Source organism: Streptomyces sp. NPDC006872 (assembly GCF_040635845.1).
Classification (GTDB): Bacteria; Actinomycetota; Actinomycetes; order Streptomycetales; family Streptomycetaceae; genus Streptomyces.
The window spans coordinates 368,244-393,907 of record NZ_JBEYIL010000002.1 but is presented as its reverse complement, the minus strand read 5'-3'; the positions used below and the strand labels follow the sequence as shown (position 1 = coordinate 393,907).

The window sequence follows — 25,664 nt, the reverse complement described above, 5'->3', positions numbered from 1 at the left end:
GTCCGGCTCAGACATGGCGTGCTCCGGAATGGCGTGTTCCGGCATGGGGTGTTCCGGCATGGGGTGTTCCGGCATGGGGTGTTCCTGTTCTGTGCCGGCTTCCGTGCCGGGCGAGGTCGCGTAGGACGGCGGCCACCTGGGCGGCGTACGTGTCGAGGCCCTCCGCGCCGCTGCCGGGCAGCCCGGTGAGCCGGGGCAGCAGATCGCCGAAGGCGTTGACCTCGCCGATCGCGGCGCTGCGCCAGCCGACGGCCGGCAGCAGGTCGACGCCGACGCACAGGGTGCGCGGGAAGCAGGCCGCGGCCCGCTCGCACACATCGAGCACATCGGCCCAACGCGCGCCGGCCGCCTCGAAGGACCGCCGGACGTCGTCGAGATCGCCCCGACGGCCGCCGAGGTGGAGGTTGGTCATGGGTGAGCGGCTGGTACGGACGACCGCATGGGTGGCCCGGCCGGCCACGACGACGACCCGCAGATCGGCGGCCCGGCCCTCCTGGGAGGCCTTCGGCAGCCAGCGTTCGAGGTGCAGTCCGTCCGGGGCGAGCGCGTCGACGATCGCGGCGATGTCTGCCTCGCTCTCGTAGCGGCGGACCTTGAGGGAGTTGTACAGGCATCCGTCGGCGGCGAGTTCCACGGAGGTGGTGGCTCTGACGCGGCCGCCGCCGCCCGACTCGACGGCGAGGACGCCCGACGCCGACGACCCGTGCGGGGGTTTCACGAAGAGCCGGGGCATCCGGTGCTCGCGCATCGCCGCCCGTACGTCGTCCCAACCGCGCACCGGCGGGGCCTGCGGACCCGAGGTGGGCGAGGCGGGGACCGGGACGCCCGCGGCGTCGAGGACGCCGTGGCAGAGCCGTTTGTCGAACAGCACAGCGACTTCGTCGGGGTCGTCGAGGCGGACGCCGCCGCGCAGCGTGCGCACGGCGGCGGTGAAGCGGGCGTACCAACGGGCCGAGCCCTCGACCCGGGTCGGGTCGCCGGGGCCCCGCAGCAGCCGGTCGACCTCGGGGTTCTCGCCGGGCGAGTCGACCCGGACGAGCTCGTCGGCGGCGAAGTCGGCTCCCCCCGCGCGCAGTACGTGCGTCCAGGCGACGACCCGCGGGGCGGGCAGACCGGCCGCACGCACCGCGTCCTCGAACAGGGTGACCCGACGGTTCTGGGGGTTGCCGACGACCGCGAACCGCGGCCCCGGCTCACTCGCCGGCGGCGACACAGTGCCCATGGGTGTGCTGCTCACTCCCCCACGGCCACATAGCGCCAGACCGTGCCGTCGTCGTCCGCGTCCTCTTCGGCGTCGCCGCGGTCGAGGTCCACTTCGACGCCGGCCGGCTCCAGGGTCTGCCGGACCCGCTGCATCAGCGGTTCGCTCAGGTAGTGGTGGTGCAGGTCGAGCTTCTCGAGGTGGCTGAGCGGCTGGCCGCCGAGCAGGGCCGCCGCGCCCTCGTCGGTCAGGACGCCCATGGAGAGGTCCAGCGTCTCCAGACGGGCCACGACGGGGGCGGCGGCGACCGCGGCAGCCACGGCGTCCTGCATCTCGCTGTTGCGCAGGGCCAGATGGCGCAGGCTCGGCAGCCGGGCGCCGGACAGGATCGGCTCCAGGTCGGCCGGCTCGCTGTCGCCGCCGTAGTCGGGGGTGCCCAGCCACAGGTCGAGGCGGACCAGCGCGGGCAGGTCGCTGCCGCCGATTCCGCGCACCACCTCCGCGGGCAGCCCGCCCGTCTCCACCACGAGCCTGCGCAGCGCGCCGTGGTGCAGAGCGGTGAAGCCGAGCCCGGATCCACCGCGCACCCCGAACTCCTCCAGCTCGGGGAACGCGGCCAGGAGGGGGGTGACGTCGGTCTGGTTGATCCAGGAGATCTCGCACTCCTCCCCCACCATGTCCCCGAGGAACAGTGCCCGCAGGGCGGGGAAGCGCTCCCGGGCCGCCACCAGCGCCTCGATGATCTCGGAGGGGTCCTCCTCGTACGCGTCCTCCCAGGCCCCGACGATCAGGGCCTTCACCCGGGTGGTGTCGACGGCGGCGCGGAAGCGGGCGAACACGTCCGTCCACTTCTCCTCGGCGTCGTAGGCCTCGCCGGAGATCCGCCAGGCGACGGCGTCCGGGCCGACGGGGCGCGGCTGGTGCTTGATGCCGGGGAACGTGTACGCGGGCAGCCCGTACAGCGCGTCGAGGTGGTCACCGATGGTCATGCGGCTGCTCCTGGGAGGAAAAGGCGTGCGGTCCGTGATGTGTTCGCAGTTCTACCAACAGGCACTGACAACGCTCCTCGGCGGGGCCTCGGGTTCGGGGCGTTGTCAGTGGCGGCCCGTACGGTCTGGGTTCTGAGGCCGGTGCACGGTGCGCCCGGCGGTGAGGGGAGAGCCATGTACCGGCAGGGAGACGTGCTGATCGTGCCCGTCGACGAGGAGGCGGTGCCGCCGCATGTGGCGGTCGCGCCCAGGGAGCGGCGGGATGCACGGGGCCGGCTGGTGCTGGCCCTGGGCGAGGTGACCGGGCACGCGCACGCGGTGGTGGGCCCGGGTGATCTGGTGCGGGAGCCCGGGCCGTTCGGTCCGCTGCTGCTGCATCTGCCGCAGGGCGGCCGGGTGGTTCATGAGGAGCATGCGGCGATCGCGTTGCCGAAGGGGTGGTTCCGGGTGATCCGGCAGCGGGAGTACGTGCCCGGATCCGTGCGGATCGTGGCGGACTGAACAGAGGGTGGGGGACGGACAGATGACGACTACGGAGATTTCCGAGGCAGTGGTGGCAGTGGTGGAGGGCGCCTCCTCCGACGATGTGCGCGAATGGCGCGCCTGCGCCGCGGCGATCGGGCCCGCCGACCGCGCGGCCGCCGAGGAGGGCGTGCGCCGGGCCTACCGGCAGGCCGGTCTTGCCGAGCCGGAGCTCGTGGTGTGGGCCGGTTCACCGCGCGAGGCCGTCACGCTGGTGCGGGACCTGGCGGACAGGGGCGCGAGTGTGCGGGAGGCCGTGCGCAGCGTGCCGTGGGCCCGCGAACGACAGCGGCTGCACACGGAGTTGGGCCCGGCGGGCTGGGCCGCGCACTGGGCGGCCACGGGCGGGGGCCTGTGGGAATCCACGCAGGCGCTCGTCGACCGGATCCGTGCCGGGGTGCTGGAGGAGCTGGTCGCCGGGGAGCGGAGCGGCTCCGCCGCCGAGACGGAGATCCGGCTGATCCTGCTGGACGCCGTGCTCGGCCAGCACGACGCGCCGTGGCTCGCCGCGTTCCCGACCGACCGCGGCCCGCTCGAGGGGCTGGCCGCGGTCGGCCGCAACGCCGGCTGGTGGTGGCCGTTCGCCCGCGTGGCGGTGGTGTGCGAACGGCCCGTCGCCCTGCACCGCGACGAGGCGGGCCGGCTCGACAACGGAGACGGTCCGGCGCTGGCCTACCCCGACGGTTTCGCCCTGCACGCCTGGCGCGGGATGCCGGTGCCGGCCGACTTCCTCGCGGAGTTGCCGACGCTCGTACCGGAGCGGATCCGGTCCGAGGAGAACGCCGAACTACGCCGGGTCATGCTGGAGTACTACGGCTACGACCGCTATCTGGCAGACTCCGGCGCGCGTCACGTCCATCGCGACGAGACGGGCACGCTGTGGCGGATCGACCTTGCGGACGACGAGCCCGTCGTCATGGTGGAGGTCCTCAACTCCACGCCGGAGCCGGACGGGACCCATCGCACGTACTGGCTGCGGGTACCGCCGGCGACCCGGACGGCGAGAGAGGGCGTCGCCTGGACGTTCGGGCTCCACCCCGACGTGTACGCGCCCGTGCGGGAGACGTGAGCCGGTGAGTTCCCCGGGCGGGCCTCAGGCGGCCGCGGCGCGGGCCAGTACGTCGGCGACCTCGGTGCGGACCACGTCCCGGGCCGTGGCGGGCAGACCGGCCAGGTCCGTGCCCGCCAGGGCGTCGAGGACCTCTTCGGCGCCGGTGCCCGCGTCGTACGGCGTGCTCTCGCTGAGCACCTCGTAGCCGTCGCGCACGGCCACCCGCAGCCGGGCGGGGGCGGCGGGCCCGTCGGAGGCCGCGCCCTCGGTGTGCACCGCGGCGGCGACGACCAGGGGCGGCGGGCCGCCCGCCTCGCCCTCTACCTTGCGGTAGCCGCTGGCCAGGGGCGTGCGCCAGCGCAGGGCGAGCAGCACATGGCGCTTCGCCAACAGCTCGCTCAGGTCGGTGTCGTAGACGCCCTCGGGCTCCAGGACGGTCGCCCGGGCGTCGAGGACGAGCGCTGCCGGGAGCAGACAGCGCAGGGTGCTGCCGACGATGTTGCCGCCGACCGTGGCCGCCCGGCGCACCGCGCCCGTGCCCACGCCGGAGGCCGCCCGGTGCAGCACCTCGGGCACGGTCGCGTCGACGCGGTGCAGCAGCACGGCACCCCCGAGTTCCTCGGGGCCGACCACGCCCGCCTCCGGCAGGTTGCGCAGCGAGACGGCCTGCTCGGGGAAGCCGTCCCGCTGCCAGCCGGCCCAGACCAGCGTGGCGCCGCCTATCGGTACCGCTCCCTCGGCCAGACACCGCTGTGCTTCGGCTATGGAGGAGGGAAGACGCAACTGCACGACAACCAACCTGCCTTCCCGGATAGTTCGTGGGGAGGAGCGTGTCACTCACCCGCATGATCAATGGCAGAACGGATTCTGCCCAGGCGCGCGGGGGCGCATACAGGGCTCATGGCTGCATCTCGCACAACGTCAAATTGCGTTGCGGCGGGTCCTGTCCGCCCGGACCCTGGACTTCATGCCCTACCTCTTGCGCCCCGCCACTCTCGCCGACGCGCCCGCCGTCACCGACCTGCTCAACGAGATCGACCTGCTGGAGATCGGCCGTCCCGAGACGGATCTGCACACCGTCGAGGCGGATCTGAAGCATCCGAAGACCGATCTCGCGCAGGACTCGTGGCTCGCCTTCGACGGGGACCGGCTGGTGGTCTACGGGCTGCTGTGGGACGACTCGGCGGGCGAGCGCATCGACGTCGACCACTATGTGCTGCCCGCTCACCAGGAGGCCGGAAAGCTCGTCCTGGAGGCGATGGAGGCCAGGGCGCTGCGCCGGGCACAGGAGAACGGCGCCGAGCGGGCGGTGGTGCATCTGCACCTGAACGTGCGGCCGACGCTCGACACCGCTCTGCTCCACGAGCGGGGCTGGTCCGCGGTCCGCCGCCATCACGTGCTGCGCCGCGCCGTGGACCCGACGACCGACCGCGCGCCGCAGCCGCCCGCGGGGACACGGCTGCGGCCCTGCGCCACCGAGGCGGACCGGGTCCGCGTCCACGAGCTCCACCAGGCCACTTTCGCGGAGCACTACGACTTCCAGCCCCGCGAGTACCGGCAGTGGCTGCACGACATCGACGCCGAGGGGCTGGACTGGTCGCTGGTGTCGATCGTCGCCACGGACGACCTCGGGGACGCGGGCTTCCTGCTGGCCCGCGACGACCGGGAGGCCATGGGGTGGATCCGCAACATCGGCGTCGTGCCCGAAGCCCGCGGGCGCGGGCTCGCCGGGCTCCTGCTGGGGCACGCCTTCGCCGCGTTCGCCGCCCGGGGGCGGGACACGGTGGGGTTGGGCGTGGACACCTCCAACGCCACCGGCGCTCCGCAGCTGTACGAACGCAACGGGATGACCGTCCACTTCGCCGTGGACACCTGGGAGGCGGTCCTGCGCTGAACCACCCCCCGGGGCCTGTCCGGCTGCCGCCGTCAGCCGTTCGAGGCCAGCCAGGGCTGCGGGTCGGCGTAGTAGCCGTCGTAGATCACCTCGAAGTGGAGGTGCGGGCCGGTGGACAGACCGGTGGAGCCGACCCGGCCGATCGGGGCGCCGGTCTGCACGGTCTGTCCGACGACGACCTCGATGGCCGACAGGTGACTGTACGTCGTCTGCAGCGGCTTGCCGTCGATGGCGCCGTGGTCCACGACGATGCGGTTGCCGTACGCCTTGGTCATGGCCGCGAACACGACCGTGCCCTCGCGCGCCGACGAGACCTGGGCGCCCTGGGGCGCGCCGAAGTCCACGCCGGTGTGGAGCTTGGTCACGCCCGTGAGGGGGTGCTGGCGCGAACCGAACGGGGAGGTGATGGTGAGGGCGGTGACGGGCGCGGCCAGGATCGCGTTCGCCGGTGCGCCGCCGGCGGAGTCGTCCCGGTCGAACTCCTCGTACCGCGCGAACAGCGCCTTCACCTCGGTGAGGTAGGTCTGTGCCTCGGCGGGCACCTTCCCTGCCCCGGCGACCGCGTCCGTGCCGACCGCGTACGCGGCGAGGGTCAGGTCCACGAGTTCGCCGGAGACGGTCCCGTCGGTCCTGAGGTCGGTGATCTTCTCGGCGAGGGAGCAGTCCTGCCGGCCCAGCGCCATGATCGCGTCGGCCTGATCGAGCGGCGAGGAGCTGCCGTTGCCGTCGTCGTCCTTGCCCCAGGTCCGCCATTCGGCGTCGGTGAACGCGGCGATGCCCTGCTCGTCGGCGGCGGAGGCTGCGGCGGTGGCGGGGGCGTCGGTGGCCGTGGCGCTGCCGTTGTCCCAGCCGGAGAGCTGGTCGATCTGGGCGGCGAGGAAGGACGGGGTGACGACCGTGCAGGCTTCGGCCGCCTTGCGCAGCCAGGGCCCGTACGTCGCGTCGACGCCGTTCGCGGCGGACTGCTGCGGGCTTTCGTCCTGCGCCCGGTCCGTGGGAAGGCCGCCGGTGAGGGCGAGGAATCCGGCCACCACCGACAGCGTCAGCAGGCCCGGCAGCACCATCAGGGTGAAAGCGCCGGGCCCGCGTCGACGCGGGGGCGGGGCGGAGGGCCGGGGAGACGGCGGGGGCAAAGTCGCCGGTTCGTCGGTGGCCGTGCGGGTCTCGACGGCGGGCTCGTCGCTCACGCGGAGAACTCCGGACGGTCCGTCACGAGCCGTTCCGGGAAAGTGCTGTTGTTCACGGCCGGACGCTAGTCCGCCGCCCGGCGCACGTCACCGGACGCGGGGGCAGACCCGCTGTCCGCAGGGGCAGACCTGACCGTCGGCGGTCCGGCACGGGCCCGGTCCGGTCGGCGGGGCTTGTCGGAGGGGCTTGATAGAACAGGCGGCGCACGGGCCGGGATCGTCGTCGCCGGCCGCCGCACCGCACGGAAGGCTCCTGCCTTGACCCTGAGTCACATATCGGAACTGCACGGTCTGCCGGTCTACGACTTCCCGCTGCCGGGCCACGCCGCGGACCTGCCGGCGGCGGATTCCGTCGCCTGGAAGATCTCCTGGCACGAGGGGAACGGGAAGGAGGACGACTACGCCGCGTGCTGGGACCGTTTCCTGGAGACCGTGGACCCGGCGGGCGTGCGGGCCCTGGTCCTCGGGGCGGGCGCCTACGGCACCGAGAACGACTACGCCGACCCGCGCGAGACCGCCGAGCAGCTCGCCGCGGCGGCGGACCGGCTCACCGGTCTTCGGGCGCTCTACCTCGCCGATCTCGAATTCGAGGAGTCCGAGCTGTCCTGGATCGTCCAGGACGACGTCAGCCAGTTCCTCGCCCCGTTCCCGAAGCTGGAGGAGCTCGGCGTACGCGGTTCGGGCAACGGCTTCAGCGGCGGCCCGGGGCTCCAGTTCAAGCCCCTGCGTCATGACGGGCTGCGCATCCTGCGCTTCGAGAACGGCGGGCTGCCCGCCCATGTGGTGCACGGTCTCGCCGCCTCCGAGCTGCCCGCGCTGGAGCACCTGGACATCTGGCTGGGAGAGGAGTGGTACGGCCGCAGCACGACCGTCGCCGACCTGGCGCCGATCCTGGACGGCTCCCGCTTCCCCGCGTTGCGCCGACTGGGCCTGCAGAACGCCGACATCCAGGACGAGATCGCCGCGGCCGTCGCCGCCGCGCCGGTCGTCGCCCAGCTCACGGCCCTGCACCTGGGTCGCGGGACGCTCGGCGACGCCGGCGCCGAGGCCCTCCTGAGCGGTCAGCCGCTGCTCCACCTCAAGGAGCTGGACCTGTCGCACCACTACCTGTCGGACGCCATGATGGAGCGGGTGCGGCAGGCCCTGGAGCCGCACGGGGTGCAGGTCGACCTCTCCGAGCAGGAGCGTCCGGAGGAGGACGGCACGCGGTACGTGGTCGCCGGCGAGTGACCGCCGGCGACCGCGGTCTCACCCCACGACGACGAGCAGGTCGCCGCCCTCCACCTGCTGGATCCGGTTGATGGCCAGCCGCGACACCGTTCCGGCGTTCGGGGCGGTGATCGTGGCCTCCATCTTCATCGCCTCGATGGTGGCGACCGTCGCGCCGGCCTCCACCGCGTCGCCCTCGGCGACCGCCAGCGTCACGACGCCCGCGAACGGCGCGGCGACATGCCCGGGGTTGCTCCGGTCGGCCTTCTCGGTCACGGGGACGTCGGAGGCCGCCGCCTTGTCGCGGACCTGGATGGGCCGCAGTTGGCCGTTCAGGGACGACATGACGGTGCGCATGCCGCGTTCGTCGGCCTCGCCGACGGCCTGGAGCTCGATCAGCAGCCGCACGCCCGGGTCGAGGTCGACGGCGTACTCCTTGCCCGGGCGCAGGCCGTAGAAGAAGTCCTTGCTGTCGAGCACGCTGGTGTCGCCGAAGGCCTGGCGGTGGGTCTCGAAGTCGCGCGTCGGGCCGGGGAAGAGAAGCCGGTTGAGGGTGCTGCGGCGGCTCTTCTCCAGGCCCTCGCGGTCCTCGGTGGTCAGGTCCTGCACGGGCTTGGCCGCGGCGCGGCCCTGCAGCGCCTTGCTGCGGAACGGCTCGGGCCAGCCGCCGGGCGGGGTGCCGAGCTCGCCGCGCAGGAAGCCGATGACGGAGTCGGGGATGTCGTAGCGGTCGGGCGTCGCCTCGAAGTCCTGCGGGGACACGCCGGCGCCGACCAGGTGCAGGGCGAGGTCGCCGACCACCTTGGACGAGGGGGTGACCTTGACCAGGTGGCCGAGGATGCGGTCGGCGGCGGCGTACATCGCCTCGATGTCCTCGAAGCGGTCGCCGAGGCCGAGCGCGACGGCCTGCGTGCGCAGGTTGGAGAGCTGTCCGCCGGGGATCTCGTGGTGGTAGACGCGTCCGGTCGGGGAGGCGAGGCCCGCCTCGAAGGGGGCGTAGATCCTGCGGACGCCCTCCCAGTAGGGCTCCAGGTCCCCGACGGCCTGGAGGTCGAGCCCGGTGGGCCGCTCGGAGTGGTCGGTCGCGGCGACGATCGCCGACAGGGAGGGCTGTGAGGTGGTCCCGGCCATGGAGGCCACGGCGCCGTCGACGGCGTCCGCGCCGGCCTGGATCGCGGCCAGGTAGGTGGCGAGCTGGCCGCCCGCGGTGTCGTGGGTGTGCAGGTGCACGGGCAGCTCGAACTCGCGGCGCAGCGCGGACACGAGCTTGGCCGCGGCCGGGGCGCGCAGCAGGCCGGCCATGTCCTTGACGGCCAGGACGTGGGCGCCTGCCTCGACGATCTGCTCGGCCAGCCTGAGGTAGTAGTCGAGGGTGTAGAGGCGCTCGTTGGGGTCGGACAGGTCGGAGGTGTAGCAGAGGGCGACCTCGGCGACTGCCGTCCCGGTCTCGCGGACGGCGTCGATGGCGGGCCGCATCTGGCCGACGTCGTTGAGCGCGTCGAAGATGCGGAAGACGTCGATGCCGGTGGCGGCGGCCTCCTGCACGAAGGCGTCGGTGACCTCGGTCGGGTACGGGGTGTAGCCGACGGTGTTGCGGCCGCGCAGCAGCATCTGGAGGCAGATGTTGGGGACGGCCTCGCGCAGGGCGGCAAGGCGTTCCCACGGGTCTTCGGCGAGGAAGCGCAGGGCGACGTCGTAGGTGGCGCCGCCCCAGCACTCCAGGGAGAGCAGGCCCGGCAGCGTCCGGGCGACCAGCGGGGCAGAGGCCAGCAGGTCCTTGGTGCGGACCCGGGTGGCGAGCAGCGACTGGTGGGCGTCGCGGAAGGTGGTGTCGGTGACGCCGATGGTCGGCGACTCTCGCAGCCAGCGGGCGAAGCCCTCGGGACCGAGGTGGACCAGCCGCTGGCGGGAGCCCGCGGGCGGCTCGCCGGCGGGCAGCGACGGCAGTTTGGCCGTCGGGTCGATCAGCTCGGGCCGCTCGCCGTGCGGCTTGTTGACGGTGACGTCGGCGAGGTAGGTCAGCAGCTTGGTGCCGCGGTCGGCGGAGGAGCGGGCGGTGAGCAGATGCGGCCGCTGTTCGATGAACGACGTGGTGACGCGGCCGGCCTGGAAGTCGGCGTCGTCCAGGACGGCCTGGAGGAACGGGATGTTGGTGGCCACGCCGCGGATGCGGAACTCGGCGACGGCGCGCCGGGCGCGGCCGATCGCGGTCTGGAAGTCCCGGCCCCGGCAGGTCAGCTTGACCAGCATCGAGTCGAAGTGCGCGCTGATCTCGGTGCCCGCGTGGGTGGTGCCGCCGTCGAGGCGGATGCCGGAGCCGCCGGGCGAGCGGTAGGCGCTGATGCGGCCGGTGTCCGGGCGGAAGCCGTTGGCGGGGTCCTCGGTGGTGATCCGGCACTGCAGGGCCGCGCCGTGCAGCTTCACGGTCTCCTGGGAGAGCCCCAGGTCGGCGAGGGTCTCGCCGGCGGCGATGCGCAGCTGGGCCTGGACCAGGTCGACGTCGGTGACCTCCTCGGTCACCGTGTGCTCGACCTGGATGCGCGGGTTCATCTCGATGAAGACGTGGTTGCCGGCCGGGTCCAGGAGGAACTCGACGGTGCCGGCGTTGCGGTAGCCGATCTCGCGGGCGAAGCGGACGGCGTCGGCGCAGATGCGGTCCCGCAGCTCGGGGTCGAGGTTGGGCGCGGGGGCCAGCTCGATCACCTTCTGGTGCCGGCGCTGGACCGAGCAGTCCCGCTCGAAGAGGTGGATGACGTTGCCCTCGCCGTCGGCGAGGATCTGCACCTCGATGTGGCGGGGGTCGACGACGGCCTTCTCCAGGAAGACGGTGGGGTCGCCGAAGGCGGACGCGGCCTCCCGGGAGGCGGCCTCGATGGACTCGCGCAGGACGGCCGGGTTCTCGACGCGGCGCATACCGCGCCCGCCGCCGCCGGCGACCGCCTTCACGAACACGGGGAAGCCGATCTCCTCGGCGGCCCGGACGAGTTCGTCGACGTCGTTGGAGGGGGCGGACGAGCCGAGCACGGGCACGCCCGCGGCGCGGGCCGCGGCCACCGCGCTCGCCTTGTTGCCGGTCAGTTCGAGGGTGCGGGCGTCGGGCCCGACGAACGTGATGCCCGCCTCTTCGCACGCACGCGCGAGTTCGGGGTTCTCGGAGAGGAACCCGTAGCCCGGATAGACGGCATCGGCGCCCGCCCGGCGTGCGGCGCCGACGATCTCGTCCACGGAGAGGTAGGCGCGCACGGGATGCCCGGGTTCGCCGATCTCGTAGGCCTCGTCCGCTTTCTGCCGGTGCAGCGAGTTGCGGTCCTCGTGCGGGAAGACGGCGACCGTGCGCGCGCCCAGCTCATAGCCGGCGCGGAATGCACGGATCGCGATCTCGCCGCGGTTGGCGACCAGCACCTTGCGGAACATCCTGGACCCCTTCAGCCTGACGGTGACGGGACCCATCGTGGCGGTGAGTGACCGGCTTGGCCATGTGAGTCCGGCCACTCACCGCATGTCTCGCTCGTTCGGACCGTGATCGACTACATTCGACGCCCGATCAGGTCGCCGTGGCCGCCGCCGCGGCCCGTCCGGCCTGGCGCCCCGAGTAGAGGCAGCCGCCGAGGAAGGTGCCTTCCAGGGAGCGGTAGCCGTGGACTCCGCCGCCGCCGAAGCCGGCGACCTCTCCGGCCGCGTACAGGCCGGGCACGGGGTTCCCGGCGGCGTTCAGGACCCGCCCGGAGAGGTCGGTCTGGAGGCCGCCGAGGGTCTTGCGGGTGAGGACGTTGAGGCGTACGGCGATCAGCGGTCCGGCGCTGGAGTCGAGGATCCGGTGGATGGACGCCGTACGGCTGAGCGAGTCGCCGGTGTAGTTCAGGGCGTTGCGGATGCCCATGACCTGGACGTCCTTGGTGTAGCTGTTGTCGATCTCGCGGTCGCGGGCCTCGATCTGCCGTTTGAGGTCGGCGAGCTGGATCAGGTTGTCGCCGGTGAGCTTGTTCATGCCGGCGACGAGGTCGGTGAGCGTCGTGGCGACGACGAAGTCCTCGCCCTTGTTCTTGAACTTCTCGATCGGCTCCGGGGTCTGCCAGATGCGGGACAGCAGCTGCCAGATGTTCTTGTTGGTGAGGTCCGGGTTCTGTTCGGAGCCGGAGAGCGCGAACTCCTTGGCGATGATCTTCTGGGTGGTGACGAACCAGGAGTAGTCGTAGCCGGAGTCGGTGATGGTCTTGAGGGTGTGCAGGGTGTCGTAGCCCGGGATGTCGGGGGTGTCGAACCGCTTGCCCTTGGCGTCGAACCACATCGAGGAGGGGCCGGGCAGGATGCGGATGCCGTGGCCGGGCCAGATCGGGTCGTAGTTGCGCAGGCCCTCGGTGTAGTGCCACATGCGGTCGGGGTTGACGATGCGGCCGCCCGCCTTCTCGGTGATGGCGAGCATCCGGCCGTCGACGTGCGCGGGGACGCCGGTGACCATGAACTTCGGCGGGGTGCCCATCCGGGCGGGCCAGTTCTGCCGTACGAGGTCGTGGTTGGCGCCGATGCCGCCGGAGGTGACGACGACGACCGGGGCGCGCAGCTCGAACTCGCCGACGACCGTGCGGGAGCTGGGCTTGCCGCGGGCCACGCTGCTGGGTTCCAGGACGGCCCCGCGGACGCCGGTGACGACTCCGTTGGTGGTGACGACCTCGTCGACGCGGTGGCGGAACTTGAAGGTCACCTTGTTGTCGTCGACCGCGGCCCGCACCTTCTTCTCGAACGGCTCGACCACGGCCGGCCCGGTCCCCCAGGTGACGTGGAAGCGCGGCACCGAGTTGCCGTGGCCCGTCGCGAGGCCGCCGCCGCGCTCGGCCCAGCCGACGATCGGGAACCACTGCACGCCGAGCCCGGCCAGCCAGGACCGCTTCTCGCCGGACGCGAACTCGACGTAGGCCTTGGCCCACTGGGCGGCCCAGTAGTCCTGGCCCTTGGGGTCGTCGACGCCACGGTCGAAGCCGGCCGTGCCCTGCCAGTCCTGCCAGGCCAGGTCGTAGGTGTCCTTCACGCCCATGAGCCGCTGTTCGTCGGAGTTGACGAAGAAGAGGCCGCCGAAGGACCAGAACGCCTGGCCGCCGATGCTCGCCTCGGGTTCCTGGTCGAGGAGCAGCACCTTGCGGCCGGCGGCGGCCAGCTCGGCGGTCGCGACGAGTCCGGCGAGTCCGTGGCCGACGACGATCGCATCGGCGTCCTGCGCGGCGCCGAAGGCCGGGAAGGCCTGGGCCGCGAGGGTCGCGCCCGCGACGACCCCGCCGGCCACGGTGAGGGCGCGGCGGCGGGTGATGGCTGCGGCGGCGGGGATGTCCATGAGCGGCCCTCCTGGGGAAGTTGCAAGGGGCGGTGCTTGGGCGATGCTTGACCAAGGCTTGGGCGGTACATGGGCGCGTGACGCAGGGGTGTTCCTGCGACAGAGGCACTGTTACCGTCGGTAGCCCACAGGAAACCAGGTCGTCACAGCGGTGCGATAGTGCACGGCAGCCAACACGGCCACCGCTTGCTTGTGGCCCGGAGACAGCGGCCGGGCGGGAAGGGAACCATGACCGTCGTTCACGGCCCGGAGCAGATCGCGGCCGTCCTGCGGGGCATGGCCGACGATCCCGAGGTGTGCGGCGAACTCGTCGGGGCCGCCCGCAGCCAGTCCCCGGAGCTGTCCCGGCTCGCCGAGGAGGCGACCCGTTCGCATGTGACGGCGATGATCCGGGCGGCCGGCCCCTGGTTCACGGCGCTGGAGCGGCGGGGCGCGGTCGAGGAGCAGGACTTCACCGCCGCGCTGCTGCTGGGCGCGGACCGTGCCGTCCAGGGGGTCGCGATGACCTCGGTGCTGCGCGGGGTGCAGGCGGCGCTGGCGCGCGCGGCGGAGATCGCCGTCGACCGCTGCCGGGGCGCGGGGGTGCCGGACCGGGTGCTGCTGTCGGTGGTCCTGCGGCTGCAGGAGTACGGCAACGCGGTGGAACGGCATGTGGTGCACGGCTATCGCGCGGCCGAGCACGAGGCCCCGCGCGCGATGGGCGCGCTGCGCACCCGCCTGTTGCGCAGGATCCTGCTGGGCGAAGTCACGCCGCACACCCAGGAGTTGGCGCAGGCCGGGATCCGGGCCGACCCCACTGGCCGGTATCACTGCCTCGCCGCGGTCCCGGCCCGGCGCCGCTCGCTGCGCTCGGCGCACGTGGTCACGGGGACGGTCGACAGACACCTGGCCGGGCTGTGTCCCCGGCCGCCCGGCGCCGACGAGATCGCTCCGGACGCCCTCGTCGTGCTCGCGCCGGTTGCCGCCCTGTCCGAACTGCCCGCGCTGTACCGGCTGTGCGTGCGGGCGGTGGAGCTCGGCCGGGAGCAGGGCCTGCGCGGCCTGTACGACGTCACCGACTTCGCGGCCCGGCTCGCGCTCGCCGAACAGCCGTTGCTGGGTTCGCTGCTGAGCAGCCGGTTTCTCGGGGAGCTCGATCCGGCGAACGAGTTCCATCGCCAACTCGCCCTCACCGCACTGGCGTTCCTCGACAACGGACGCCGCCTGGACCAGACGGCCGCGGCCCTGTTCACCCACCCCAACACCGTCCGCTACCGGCTCGGCCGACTCCGGCAGATCACCTCCGCGTCCCTCGCCGAGGGCGCTCTGGGTCCGATGGACGGGCTCCACTGGTGGTGGGCGCTCACCTCCTGGCTGGACTTCCCGGGACCGGCGACACGCGACTGAGCGGTACGCCTCGGCCCATACCCGCCCCGCATTCCCGATGTTCGACCTGTCGGACATTGTTCGAGATCTATTGACGTGACCCTGCACACCGTTTGACACTCTCGCAACATCACGTCACACGGCTGAAACGGCGGGCGCATATGACGCACAGGGAACGACTCCGCGAACGCGCGAGACGCGGGGCGGGACAACTGGCCGCGCTGACCGCCGTTTCACTCCTCGTGGGCCTCGTCGGGGCCGCGACTCCCGTCCAGGCGACGGAGAGTACGGCCGAGAGCGCGGCCGGGGGCGCGGGCGTCACCGACGGCCTCGCCCTCTGGTACAAACTCGACGGCGCGTCCGGCACGACGGTGCCCGACTCCTCCGGCCACGGCCTGGACGGCACGGTCAACGGCACCGCCGACTGGTCGGCCGACGGCCAGGGGCTCGCCTTCAACGGCTCCGACACCTACGTCAAGGCGCCCAACGACGTACTCAAGGGCCTGAGTTCGATCAGCGTCGCGATGGACGTGAAGCTCGACGCGGCCCAGACCACCCCGTACTTCCTCTACGGCTTCGGCAACACCAGCGGCGGCAACGGCAACGGCTACCTGTTCACGACGGGCAACTCCTACCGGACCTCGATCGCCACCGGCAACTGGTCGACGGAGCAGACCACCAAGCCCGCCGACTCCCACAACCTGACCCGCTCCGTGTGGAAGCACGTCACCTACACCCAGACGGGCAGCACCGGGGTGCTGTACGAGGACGGCGTGGAGGTGGCCCGCAACTCGGCCGTCACCATCACCCCGGGCGCGATCGGCGCCGGCACGACGACCGCCAACTACGTGGGCAAGTCGGTGTACTCGGGCGACAAGCTGTTCAAGGGCAGCATGCGCGACTTCCGGGTGTACGACCGCGCGCTGGACGCCGCCGAGGTCGAGCAGCTCGCCCTCCCCGTGACCACACAGGGCGTCGAGGACGACAAGGCCGCGCTGAACCTCGGCGACACGAGCGCCGTCACGGCCGACCTGTCCCTGCCGAAGACCGGCGCCGCCGGCGGCTCCACGATCACCTGGGCCAGCGACGACACCGACCTGGTGAGCGACGCCGGCAAGGTGACCCGCCCGGCCGCGGGCGAGCCGGACGGCCACGCCACGCTCACCGCGACCCTGAAGAAGGGCACGGTCACCGCCACCCGCGCCTTCGACGTCACGGTCCTCGCCGCGTTCGACGACGCCACCGCCGCCGCGCAGGCCGCCGAGGCGCTCACCGTCCACAACCTCGACGACGTACGCGGCAACCTCGCGCTCCCGGCGACCGGTTCCTACAGCTCGACCGTCACCTGGAGCTCCGCACGACCCGACGTCGTCTCCGCCGACGGCGTGGTCCACCGCCCGGCGCACGGCGCCGGCGCGACCACGGTCGAACTGACCGCGACCGTCGCCAAGGGCACGGCGAAGGCGACCCGCGTGTTCACCGCGAAGGTCCCCGAGCTCCCCGCGAACGAAGCCCTCAAGGGCTATATGTTCAGCTACTTCACCGGCGAGGGCACCTCGGACGGCGAGCAGCTGTACGCCGCGCTCAGCAAGGGCGACGACCCGCTGAAGTGGCGGGAGTTGAACGACGGCAAGCCCGTCCTGACCTCCACGCTCGGCGAGCAGGGCCTGCGCGACCCGTTCATCATCCGCTCCCCCGAGGGCGACAAGTTCTACCAGATCGCCACCGACCTCAGGATCTACGGCAACGGCGACTGGGACGCCTCCCAGCGCACCGGCAGCAAGTCCATCATGGTCTGGGAGTCCACCGACCTCGTCCACTGGACGGACCAGCGGCTGGTGAAGGTCTCCCCCGACAGCGCCGGCAACACCTGGGCGCCGGAGGCGTACTACGACTCCACGCTCGGCGAGTACGTCGTGTTCTGGGCGTCGAAGCTGTACGACAACGAGGCACACTCCGGCGACACCTACAACCGGATGATGTACGCCACGACCCGTGACTTCTACACCTTCAGCGAGCCGAAGGTCTGGATCGACCGCGGCTACTCGGTCATCGACTCCACGGTGATCCAGCACGACGGCACCTACTTCCGGCTGTCGAAGGACGAGCGCAACAACTCCTCCTCCACTCCCAACAGCAAGTTCATCTTCGAGGAGAAGAGCGACTCGCTGCTGAACCTGTCCTGGGACGCGGTCGCCGAGGGCATCGGCAAGGGCGCGATGAACGCGGCCGAGGGACCGCTGGTGTTCAAGTCCAACACCGAGGAGAAGTGGTACGCGTTCCTCGACGAGTTCGGCGGCCGCGGCTACCTCCCGTTCGAGACGACGGACCTCGCGTCCGGCGTCTGGACCCCGGTCGCCGACTACGACCTGCCGGCCAAGCCCCGCCACGGCACCGTCCTGCCGGTCACCCAGGCCGAGTACGACCGGCTGCTGCGCGCCTACCAGCCGGACCAGCTCGTCGAGTCCGTCGAGGACATCTCGGTGCAGACCCGGATCGGCGAGGCCCCGGTGCTGCCCGCGACCGTGATCGCCACGTACGCCGACGGCGTCAAGCGCCCGGTGGCGGTGGACTGGGACGACGTTCCGGCGTCCGCCTACGCACAGGCCGGCACCTTCGCCGTGACGGGCGCTCTGCCGGACAGCGCCGCGCTGCCGGTGCGGGCCGAGGTGACGGTCTCCACGGAGGGCGCCGAGGTGCCCGCCGACCTGCTGCTGCACTACGGCTTCGACGAGACGTCCGGCAGCATCGCCCGGGACTCCAGCGGCCACGGCTACCACGGCACCTACGTCCGCACGCCCGCCTTCGGCACCGGCGTGGACGGCGGCTCGTTCACCATGTCCGGCGCGAGCGACTCGCCGTACGTGAAGATCCCGAACGGCGTGCTGAAGAACGCCGACAGCGTGACGGTGTCGACGTACGCCAAGTGGAAGGGCGGCAGCAGCTTCCAGTGGCTGTTCGGGCTCGGCCCGGACAGCGACAAGTACCTGTTCGCGACGCCCTCCAACGGCGGTTCGAGCCTGTACTCGGCGATCACCAAGGCCAGTTGGTCGGCGGAGTCGAAGCTGACGGCCGGCTCGCAGCTCACGCCCGGCGCGTGGCGGCACGTCACCGTGACCCTCGACGGCACGACCGGCACGATGGTCCTCTACGTCGAGGGCATCGAGGCGGCCCGCACCACGACCTCCATCAAGCCGTCCGAGCTGTACGACGCGAACAAGGACTACAGCGGCTACATCGGCAGGTCCCTGTACTCGGCCGACCCGTACTTCGGCGGCGAGGTCGACGACTTCCGCATCTACGACCGCGCCCTGACGGCCACGGAGGTCATGGAGCTCAGCGGCAACACCGCGGGCATCGCCAAGGCCACCCACCCCGCACTCAAGGTCGACGCGATCGTCGACAACACCGACAGCAGGATCACCCTGCCGCTGAAGGAGGGCACCGACCTCACCGCGCTGGCACCGGAGTTCACCCTGGCCCACGGCGCGGCGATCAGCCCCGCCTCCGGCAGCGTCCAGGACTTCAGCAAGCCGGTGACGTACGAGGTGACCGGCTCCGACGGCAGGAAGCGCAGCTGGACCGTGTCGGCGCTGGTGATGAAGAGCCCGGTCCTGCCGGGGCTCAACGCCGACCCGAACATCGTCCGCTTCGGCGACACCTTCTACATGTACCCGACGACCGACGGCTTCGAGGGCTGGAGCGGCACGCAGTTCAAGGCCTACTCGTCGACCGACCTGGTGCACTGGACGGACCACGGCGTCATCCTCGACCTGGGGCCCGACGTGAGCTGGGCGGACAGCAGGGCGTGGGCGCCGACGATGGCCGAGAAGGACGGCAAGTACTACTTCTACTTCTGCGCCGACGCCAACATCGGGGTCGCGGTCTCGGACTCACCGACCGGCCCCTTCACCGACGCGCTGGGCAAGCCGCTGCTGAAGGCGGGCGACTTCACCGGGCAGATGATCGACCCGGCGGTCTTCACCGACGACGACGGCCAGACCTACCTGTACTGGGGCAACGGCCGCGCCTATGTGGTCCCGCTCAACGACGACATGGTCTCCTTCGACGCCTCGAAGGTCACCGACATCACCCCGAGCGGCTACAACGAGGGCACCTTCGTCATCAAGCGGCAGGGCACCTACTACTTCATGTGGTCGGAGAACGACACCCGGGACGAGAACTACCGGGTCGCCTACGCCACCGGCCCCTCCCCGACCGGTCCGTGGACCAAACGCGGAGTGATCCTGGAGAAGGACCTCTCGCTGGGCATCAAGGGCCCCGGCCATCACTCGGTCGTCCAGGTCCCGGGGACCGACGACTGGTACATCGCCTACCACCGGTTCGCCATCCCCGACGGTGACGGCATGCACCGGGAGACCACCGTCGACAAGCTGGAGTTCGACGCCGACGGCCTGATCAAGAAGGTCGTGCCGACGCTCATCGGCATCGACCCCGTCACCGTCGTCCACGCCGGTCCGGACGCCGGGGGCGTCGAGGGCTCCGCGCTCGCGCTGAACGGCACGGTCTCCGGGGCGGGCGGCGCCAAGTGGACGGTCGAGAAGGGCGCGCCGTGCACGGTCGCGGACGCCGCTGCCGCCCGGACCACGGTCACCTGCACCGACGACGGCGCCTTCACCCTCACCCTGACCGGCGGCCGCAGCACCGACACGGCCGTCGTCACCGTGACGAACGCCGCGCCTTCGATCACGTCCGCCGCCGGGCCGTCGTCTCCGGTCTCGGTCGCTCGGCCTGCCGTCGTCACCGCCCGGTTCACCGACCCGGGCGCCGGTGACACCCACACCTGCACGGTCGACTGGAAGGACGGCGGCAAGCCGACCGCAGGCACGGTCACCGCGTCCGGCTGCCGTGCGGAGCACGTCTACACCTCGGCGGGCATCCGTCAGCCGGTGATCACCGTCACCGACGACGACGGCGGCGCTGCCACCACGACGCTGCCCGAGGTGATCGTGTACGACCGGGCGGCCGGCCCGGTGGTGGGCGCGGGAACCGTCGGCAAGGCGTTCTTCTCCCTCTCCGTCGGATACCTTCCCGGGGCCTCCGCCCCGGCCGGGGCGGTCGCCTTCGACCTCGGTTCGGCCCATCTGAAGTTCCGGTCCGCCAGGACCGACTGGCTCGTGGTCGCCGGCTCCCGGGCCGTCCTCCAGGGCTCCGGCACGGTCAACGGAAAGGCCGGCTACAGCTTCCGGATCACCGCGACGGACGGCCCGGACACCTTCCGCATCAAGATCTGGAAGACGTCCGGCGGCCAGGTCGTCCACGACAGCGGCACAGTGCCGGTCCGCGGCATCGTCACGGTCGGAGTTCGACGCCGGTAGGACAACAGTGAACGGTTAAGGTCATGGGCCCCCCTGCCCTGCGGCAGGGGGCCCGTTCCGTGTTCTTTCCCTGGGGGGTTCGAGACGTGCCGACACCTGACGACATCTGGCAGGACGCCGACCTGCCCACCCGGCGGCTCGCCGGGCTGGCGCTGAATCCCGCCGCTGCGCAGGAGGACCTGCTGCACCTGCTGGCCGAGGCCCCGCTCGCCGCACGGATGGTGCTGTGCCGGGACCGGGTCCTGCCGTCGGCGGTCGTCGACGCCGTGATCGCACACCCCGACCATCGCACCCGCAGCTTCTTCGCCCGCAATCCCCATGCCGATCCGGCCCAGCGGGCACGGCTCCTGCACGATCCGCACTGGTTCGTCCAGGCCCACCTCGCTCAGGGACCCGGGCTGGACTACGACGGGCCGCCACTGCCCGACGACGCCATCGTGCACATGCTCAACAGCTACGAGCAGGAACACCTCGGCGGTTCCTTCTACCGGCAGATCTCAGCCGGGCTGCGCCGATCCATGCACACGCATCCGGATCCGAAGGTCCGCGCCTTGGGCGTCGGCATGCAGTGGACGCCGCTGCCCCCCGAGACATGGGCCGCGCTGCTGACGGACCCCGACGACGAGGTCCGGTCGAGGGCCGAGCGGCATCTGCGCGGCGAGGACCCGGTGTGGGTCGAGAGCGTCCTGCCCGAAAGACCATGTCACGGCCGCACCGACATCCTGATGCACAGGGCGCTCAGCAGGGCGGTCGTGGACGGGGTCCTCAGCACGCCGGCCGGCCCGCAGGACCGGTCGATGATCGCCGGAAACCCGACCCTGCCGCCCGACGTGGTGAGGCTCCTGGCCGCCGATCCGGACCCGGAGGTCCGTGCGGAGATCGCCGGCCGCACCGACCTCGGCCCCGCCGAGCGCCACACCCTCGCCGCCGACCCCCTGCCGGACGTGCGCAGGGCGGTCGCACGCCACCCGGACCTCGGCCTCGCCGAGCGCCAGGCCCTCGCCACGGATCCCGACCCGGGCGTGCGGCTGGCCGTCTCCGTGCACCCCGCGTGGAACGAGGAGGAGCGGGCCGGAATCGACTACGCGGTCCCCTTGGACGGGCTCTTCCTGTTCCGTCCCGAGCCGTTGACGCCCCCGGACCCCGAGGCCGTCCGCCGGGACGCGCTGTCCGGTCACCCGATGCTGCGCCGAAACGCCGCGTGGGTGCACACCCTGCCGGCGGACCTGGTGGCCCGGCTGGCCGTCGACGACGACCTGGGCGTGCGCGTCCTGCTGGCCCAGAACCACCCGGACGCCCCGGCGGCCCTGCTGCTGCGCAGCTTCCTCGAGTACACCGGCCATGAGCGCGACCGCCTCCTCACCCGCCCGGACTTCCCCACCGACGGACTGGCCGGTTACGCCGACGACGAGGATCCCGCCGTCCGGGCGCTGGCCGCCCGCGACCCCGAGGTCCCGCCAGCCGCCGTGGAGCGGCTCACCCGGGACCCCGACCCCGCCGTCCGGGCCGCGTTCGCACGCCACCCGAACCTTGCGCCGTCCCGACTGGCGGAGCTCCTCGACGACGAGGAACTGGTCCACCACGCGGCCGCCAACCCGACATTGCCCGCACCGACGATCCGCGCTCTGGTGAGCGCCTGCACCGGGTCAGCCGACGGCGAGTAGCGCTTCCAGTGCCGTCGCGGTCTCCGGGTGGCGGGCGAGCAGGGCCGCTCCGGCGGGTGTGGCCTCGACGGCCTCCCATGAGCCTTCGCAGCCCAGCAGGTCCGCGAGCGCATCGCAGGTCGCGGGGTGGGCGGTCAGGAGCGGGAGGGCGACTCCGGTGCTCGCCGCCGACTCCAGGCGCAGGCGCGGCGGTTCCTGCGGGAGTCGCCAGGGCGGCACCCAGCTGTCCAGCTCGGCGAGCCGGGCGGGGAAGACCCGGCCGGCCTCGCGGATCAGCAGCGGGGCCAGCTCGCTGCCGCCCGCCCGCAGGCCGGTGATCAGCGTCGGGAGCCAGGGCAGCAGCACCGGGTCCGGGAGCCGGGCGAACGCGTTGGACACCGCCTCGACGACGAAGTCGGCCAGCCCCGGCACCGGTTCCAGGGCGTGCACGAACCCGCTGAGGTAGCGGGGGTAGGCGGGGACCACCAGCGGGTTGCCGAGCAGTTCGGCGCAGCGCGCCCGCAGTGCCGTCCGCGACAGCGTGCCCAGGTGGGTCTGCGCGGCCCACAGCAGTGCGGTGCGGGAGGGCTCGGTCGGGTGGGACTGGGCGAGGGCGAGTTCGAGCTGGGTGCGGTCGCAGCCGAGGGACAGGGCCAGGCTCTCCATGCCGAACAGGAAGCCCAGCATGGCCGCGACCTGGCGGACGGTGGCGTCGTCGTCGGTGAACGCCGTCGGCAGCAGCGTGCAGTAGTGCGCGTAGCCGGCCTTGACGAAGGACTCGATCCAGGGCGGCAGCACCGGTTCGGCGGTGCGGTAGTAGGCCAGCAGCCGGCGCACCCGGCGCAGCACCTCCGGCGCGCCGTCGACGCTGCGTTCGCCCGCCAGCACCTCCAGGGCCCGGGTGCCGAGTTCGTCGGCCAGCCGGCGGCTGCGCAGATGCAGGATCGCGTCCTCGACGGCCTCCAGGACCTGCGCCGCCGTGGCCTGCGGGGCGTACGCGGCGCGGCGCAGCCGCTGTTCGAGGACCTGCTCGATGCTGACGCCCTCGTAGCCGAGCTCGATCAGAGCGCGCTGGTGGGTGCCCAGGGCCAGGTCCCAGGACTCCTGGATGGGGCGCTCGCCGAGCCGTCGCTCGCCCATGATGGGCCGGGCGGCGCCCTCGGGCAGCAGCCGGCGCAGCATCCACAGCAGGTCGGAACAGTGCTCCAGTTCCGGCCGCGAGGCGATGTCCAGCAGGGCGCGCTGCACTCCGCGCTGCTGGAGCTTCAGGTTCAGCGGGGCGAGCCGGTCGTGCACATCGCGGGCCAGCGGCGGCAGCGCGTCGTATCCGACCTGGCCGACGCGGTCGCCGCCCATCATGATCTCGACCAGCCGGCCAACGTCCCGCCGGCCCGGGACGGCGTCCTTCTCGATGCAGGTGACGGCCGCGTCCTGGAAGTCGTACGGCGTCGGCTTGGCGCGCTCGCGCATCCCGGCCAGCAGGATCGACGTCTCGAAGACGGCGATGGCGTCGGCGGTGGACGCGAGATAGCCGTTACGGCGCGCCGCGCGCACGATGTCCACCGACCAGCCGAGCAGTTCGGCCTCGTCGAGGGGGTCGAGCGCGGGCGGGCGTCGGAGGAAGCCGGTGAGCCGGTCGGCGGGCGGCGCCGCCGCGGCCGGGACCGGCGCGGGAAGAGCCTTCCTCGTCGGCTTCTTGGTGCCCGCCTGCCCCGCGAGGCGGAACGGCCGGACGCCGGTGCGCTTGACGTTCTTCGCCCATTCCGTCGCGGCGATGGACACCGAGCCCGCGGCGAGGCCGAACTGCGCCTCGATCGCCGCGTGGCTGGACGGGATCAGACCGTGCCGCCACTTGGTGGGGCTCGGCGGGCTGATGGTGAAGGTGTCGCTGCCGTGCACGCCGAACTCCTCGACCCGGCTGGCCGCGTGGAAGGCGCCGCAGACATAGAGGCAGTCGGCGGGGTCGGCGCCGGTGGCGGCCAGATGCTCGCGCATCCGCGTCCACATGTACCGCTCACGGTCCTCGTCGACCCGCGCCCTGCCCGGGTCGCCGGGGGCGAGACGCCGGAAGAGGCTGCCGATGAGCAGCATCACCTGACGGTAGGTGTCGTGGTCGCTGTCGCCGAGGGGCAGTTCCACGTACTGGTGCCACCACTCCGACCAGTGGCGGACCCGGCCGTGGCGCAGGAGGTGCTCCTCCAGTTCCGCGAAGCGCGGGCGCAGACGGCCGATCTCCACGCCGACGGCGTCGCCGTGCAGGGCGGACTGCTCCTCGGCCTGCGGCACGTCGGAGTCGGCGTCGGCCTCGGACTCGGACTCGGCCACGGAGTCGGTCTCCCACTGGAAGACGTGGTCCGAGGAGCGGTCGACGAGGACCAGTTCGACGCCCGGGGTGTCGAGCGCGTAGGCGATGGCCTGGTACTCGGCGGAGGCCTCGGTGACCGGGGCCACCACGGAGAGCGGCGCCCAGTCGAGCGGGAAGCCCTCGATCTCGCTCGCGAAGGCCTGGACCGCCACCGGGAGACGGCAGTTGCGCAGCTCGGTGAGCAGCGGCGCCATGTCCTCGCACAGCTCCAGATAGACCACCTTCGGCTGCTTCTCGCGCAGCCGACGGGCCATGGCGATCGCCGAGGCCGGGGAGTGGTGGCAGACCGGGAAGATCTCCAGGGGCTCGCGCACCGCGCGTTCGACGTCGTCGACGATGCCCCGCAGGATGCCCTCCAGGGCTCCGGGTCCGTCGGCGAACGCGGTTGCCGCCTCGTGCAGTTGACCGCGCAGCGCCTCGAAGGTGCCGCCGCTCATGACAGGGTCGCGATCGCGTCGCGGCCGCCTTGGAGGAACTCCGGCCAGGAGCCGCCTTCTTCCTTGCTGCGCGGTTCGACCACGCCGTGCAGGTACTTGTTGAGAATGGCGAGGTCCTCGGGCTCGCGCCGGGCCAGGGAGCCGACGAGCGAGGAGGCGAGGGCGTGTGCGGTGAGGGCGCGCTCGCCGAAGAAGTTGCTGTGCAGGATGGCGTCCTCGAGGACGCCGATCTGCTCGGCCGTGGACAGGGCGGACTCCAGCTTCTCGTCGTCGCTGCCGGCGGCGGCCGAGGAGGCCCGCAGGTCTGCGAAGCTCTGCAGCAGCACGTCCAGCAGGGTCGGCGGGACGTCCAGCTCGATCTGGTGGCGGCGCAGCAGTTCCTCGGTGCGGAAGCGGACGATCTCCGCCTCGCTCTTCTTGTTCGTCACCACCGGGATGCGGACGAAGTTGAAGCGGCGCTTGAGCGCGGAGGAGAGGTCGTTGACGCCCCGGTCGCGGCTGTTGGCGGTGGCGATGACCGAGAAGCCGGGCTTGGCGAACACGATGTTGTCGCTGTCCTGGTCGCTGCCCAGCTCCGGGACCGAGATGTACTTCTCGGAGAGGATCGAGATCAGCGCGTCCTGGACGTCGCTGGTGGAGCGGGTGAGCTCCTCGAAGCGGCCGATCGAGCCGGCCTCCATGGCCGTCATGATCGGCGAGGGGATCATCGACTCCCTCGACTGGCCCTTGGCGATGACCATCGAGACGTTCCACGAGTACTTGATGTGGTCCTCGGTGGTGCCCGCCGTGCCCTGCACGACCAGGGTGGAGTTGCGGGAGATCGCCGCCGACAGCAGCTCCGCCAGCCAGCTCTTGCCGGTGCCGGGGTCGCCGATGAGCAGCAGGCCGCGGTCGGAGGCGAGGGTGACGATGGAGCGCTCGACGAAGCTGCGGTCGCCGAACCACTTCTGGGAGATCTCCCGGTCGAGGCCGTCGGCGCGCTCGGAGCCCAGGATGAACAGCCGGACCATCTTCGGGGACAGCCGCCAGGAGAACGGCTTGGGGCTGTCGTCGACGGACTCCAGCCAGTCGAGTTCCTCGGCGTACTTGAGCTCGGCGGGGGCGCGCAGCAGGTCGGACATCGCGGTGCCTTCCAG

General features: G+C 72.1%; 15 protein-coding genes. 7 read left to right on the top strand and 8 right to left on the bottom strand.

Translation table 11 applies throughout. The annotated features are described in order from the left end of the window. Positions 1-7 precede the first annotated feature (7 nt). Both ABZ725_RS06800 and ABZ725_RS06795 read right to left on the bottom strand, forming a co-directional pair. Complete coding sequence (locus tag ABZ725_RS06800) at positions 8-1,222, bottom strand: STM4014 family protein (protein ID WP_358801668.1); 1,215 nt, start codon at positions 1,220-1,222, stop codon at positions 8-10. An 11-nt stretch (positions 1,223-1,233) separates the two neighbouring features. After that, positions 1,234-2,190, bottom strand: coding sequence for an STM4015 family protein (locus tag ABZ725_RS06795; protein WP_358801667.1), 957 nt, complete (start codon positions 2,188-2,190; stop codon positions 1,234-1,236). A gap of 174 nt (positions 2,191-2,364) precedes the next feature. Here ABZ725_RS06795 and ABZ725_RS06790 point away from each other — a divergent pair, with 174 nt between their 5' ends. Next, entirely contained in the window at positions 2,365-2,691 is a 327-nt protein-coding gene (locus ABZ725_RS06790) for a hypothetical protein (RefSeq protein WP_358801666.1), read from the top strand. 22 nt (positions 2,692-2,713) lie between these two features. After that, a complete protein-coding gene (locus tag ABZ725_RS06785; protein ID WP_358801665.1) occupies positions 2,714-3,781 on the top strand; it encodes a DUF6745 domain-containing protein in 1,068 nt (355 codons plus the stop codon). Between the two features lie 24 nt (positions 3,782-3,805). Here the strand turns inward: ABZ725_RS06785 and ABZ725_RS06780 are convergent, their stop codons facing one another. Further along, entirely contained in the window at positions 3,806-4,552 is a 747-nt protein-coding gene (locus ABZ725_RS06780; protein WP_358801664.1) for an FAD binding domain-containing protein, read from the bottom strand. A gap of 178 nt (positions 4,553-4,730) precedes the next feature. Between ABZ725_RS06780 and ABZ725_RS06775 the strand changes: the two genes are divergently transcribed. Next, positions 4,731-5,657, top strand: coding sequence for a GNAT family N-acetyltransferase (locus ABZ725_RS06775; RefSeq protein WP_358801663.1), 927 nt, complete (start codon positions 4,731-4,733; stop codon positions 5,655-5,657). A gap of 32 nt (positions 5,658-5,689) precedes the next feature. On the opposite strand, the gene ABZ725_RS06770 is transcribed toward ABZ725_RS06775, so the two are convergent. Then, on the bottom strand, positions 5,690-6,790 hold the full coding sequence (locus ABZ725_RS06770; RefSeq protein WP_358802063.1) for a M23 family metallopeptidase: 1,101 nt from the start codon (positions 6,788-6,790) through the stop codon (positions 5,690-5,692). 312 nt (positions 6,791-7,102) lie between these two features. On the opposite strand from ABZ725_RS06770, the gene ABZ725_RS06765 reads away from it, so the two are divergent. Continuing rightward, entirely contained in the window at positions 7,103-8,074 is a 972-nt protein-coding gene (locus tag ABZ725_RS06765) for an STM4015 family protein (RefSeq protein WP_358801662.1), read from the top strand. A gap of 18 nt (positions 8,075-8,092) precedes the next feature. Here ABZ725_RS06765 and ABZ725_RS06760 read toward each other — a convergent pair whose 3' ends face one another. Both ABZ725_RS06760 and ABZ725_RS06755 read right to left on the bottom strand, forming a co-directional pair. Then, entirely contained in the window at positions 8,093-11,467 is a 3,375-nt protein-coding gene (locus ABZ725_RS06760) for a pyruvate carboxylase (RefSeq protein ID WP_358801661.1), read from the bottom strand. Between the two features lie 130 nt (positions 11,468-11,597). Beyond that, positions 11,598-13,379 (bottom strand): FAD-binding dehydrogenase, encoded by a 1,782-nt coding sequence (locus ABZ725_RS06755; protein ID WP_358801660.1) that lies wholly within the window; start codon positions 13,377-13,379, stop codon positions 11,598-11,600. A gap of 228 nt (positions 13,380-13,607) precedes the next feature. Here ABZ725_RS06755 and ABZ725_RS06750 point away from each other — a divergent pair, with 228 nt between their 5' ends. From ABZ725_RS06750 to ABZ725_RS06740, 3 genes are all read left to right on the top strand, one after another. After that, complete coding sequence (locus ABZ725_RS06750; RefSeq protein ID WP_358801659.1) at positions 13,608-14,765, top strand: helix-turn-helix domain-containing protein; 1,158 nt, start codon at positions 13,608-13,610, stop codon at positions 14,763-14,765. A 140-nt stretch (positions 14,766-14,905) separates the two neighbouring features. After that, on the top strand, positions 14,906-20,083 hold the full coding sequence (locus ABZ725_RS06745) for a family 43 glycosylhydrolase (protein WP_358801658.1): 5,178 nt from the start codon (positions 14,906-14,908) through the stop codon (positions 20,081-20,083). 86 nt (positions 20,084-20,169) lie between these two features. Then, positions 20,170-21,747 (top strand): hypothetical protein, encoded by a 1,578-nt coding sequence (locus tag ABZ725_RS06740; RefSeq protein WP_358801657.1) that lies wholly within the window; start codon positions 20,170-20,172, stop codon positions 21,745-21,747. On the opposite strand, the gene ABZ725_RS06735 is transcribed toward ABZ725_RS06740, so the two are convergent. Beyond that, positions 21,730-24,528: a hypothetical protein gene (locus tag ABZ725_RS06735; RefSeq protein WP_358801656.1), complete on the bottom strand. Its 2,799-nt coding sequence runs from the start codon at positions 24,526-24,528 to the stop codon at positions 21,730-21,732. The genes ABZ725_RS06740 and ABZ725_RS06735 overlap by 18 nt on opposite strands. Further along, entirely contained in the window at positions 24,525-25,649 is a 1,125-nt protein-coding gene (locus tag ABZ725_RS06730) for an AAA family ATPase (protein ID WP_358801655.1), read from the bottom strand. Before ABZ725_RS06730 ends, ABZ725_RS06735 begins: the two co-directional genes overlap by 4 nt. Between the last annotated feature and the right edge of the window lie 15 nt (positions 25,650-25,664).

Bases quoted from the DNA above. Each gene is read 5' to 3' on its own strand.
- ABZ725_RS06790 (WP_358801666.1), top strand. From the start codon at position 2,365: ATGTACCGGCAGGGAGACGTGCTGATCGTGCCCGTCGACGAGGAGGCG.
- ABZ725_RS06775 (WP_358801663.1), top strand. From the start codon at position 4,731: ATGCCCTACCTCTTGCGCCCCGCCACTCTCGCCGACGCGCCCGCCGTC.
- ABZ725_RS06755 (WP_358801660.1), bottom strand. From the start codon at position 13,379: ATGGACATCCCCGCCGCCGCAGCCATCACCCGCCGCCGCGCCCTCACC.
- ABZ725_RS06795 (WP_358801667.1), bottom strand. From the start codon at position 2,190: ATGACCATCGGTGACCACCTCGACGCGCTGTACGGGCTGCCCGCGTAC.
- ABZ725_RS06760 (WP_358801661.1), bottom strand. From the start codon at position 11,467: ATGTTCCGCAAGGTGCTGGTCGCCAACCGCGGCGAGATCGCGATCCGT.
- ABZ725_RS06735 (WP_358801656.1), bottom strand. From the start codon at position 24,528: ATGAGCGGCGGCACCTTCGAGGCGCTGCGCGGTCAACTGCACGAGGCG.
- ABZ725_RS06750 (WP_358801659.1), top strand. From the start codon at position 13,608: ATGACCGTCGTTCACGGCCCGGAGCAGATCGCGGCCGTCCTGCGGGGC.
- ABZ725_RS06745 (WP_358801658.1), top strand. From the start codon at position 14,906: ATGACGCACAGGGAACGACTCCGCGAACGCGCGAGACGCGGGGCGGGA.
- ABZ725_RS06785 (WP_358801665.1), top strand. From the start codon at position 2,714: ATGACGACTACGGAGATTTCCGAGGCAGTGGTGGCAGTGGTGGAGGGC.
- ABZ725_RS06800 (WP_358801668.1), bottom strand. From the start codon at position 1,222: ATGGGCACTGTGTCGCCGCCGGCGAGTGAGCCGGGGCCGCGGTTCGCG.
- ABZ725_RS06730 (WP_358801655.1), bottom strand. From the start codon at position 25,649: ATGTCCGACCTGCTGCGCGCCCCCGCCGAGCTCAAGTACGCCGAGGAA.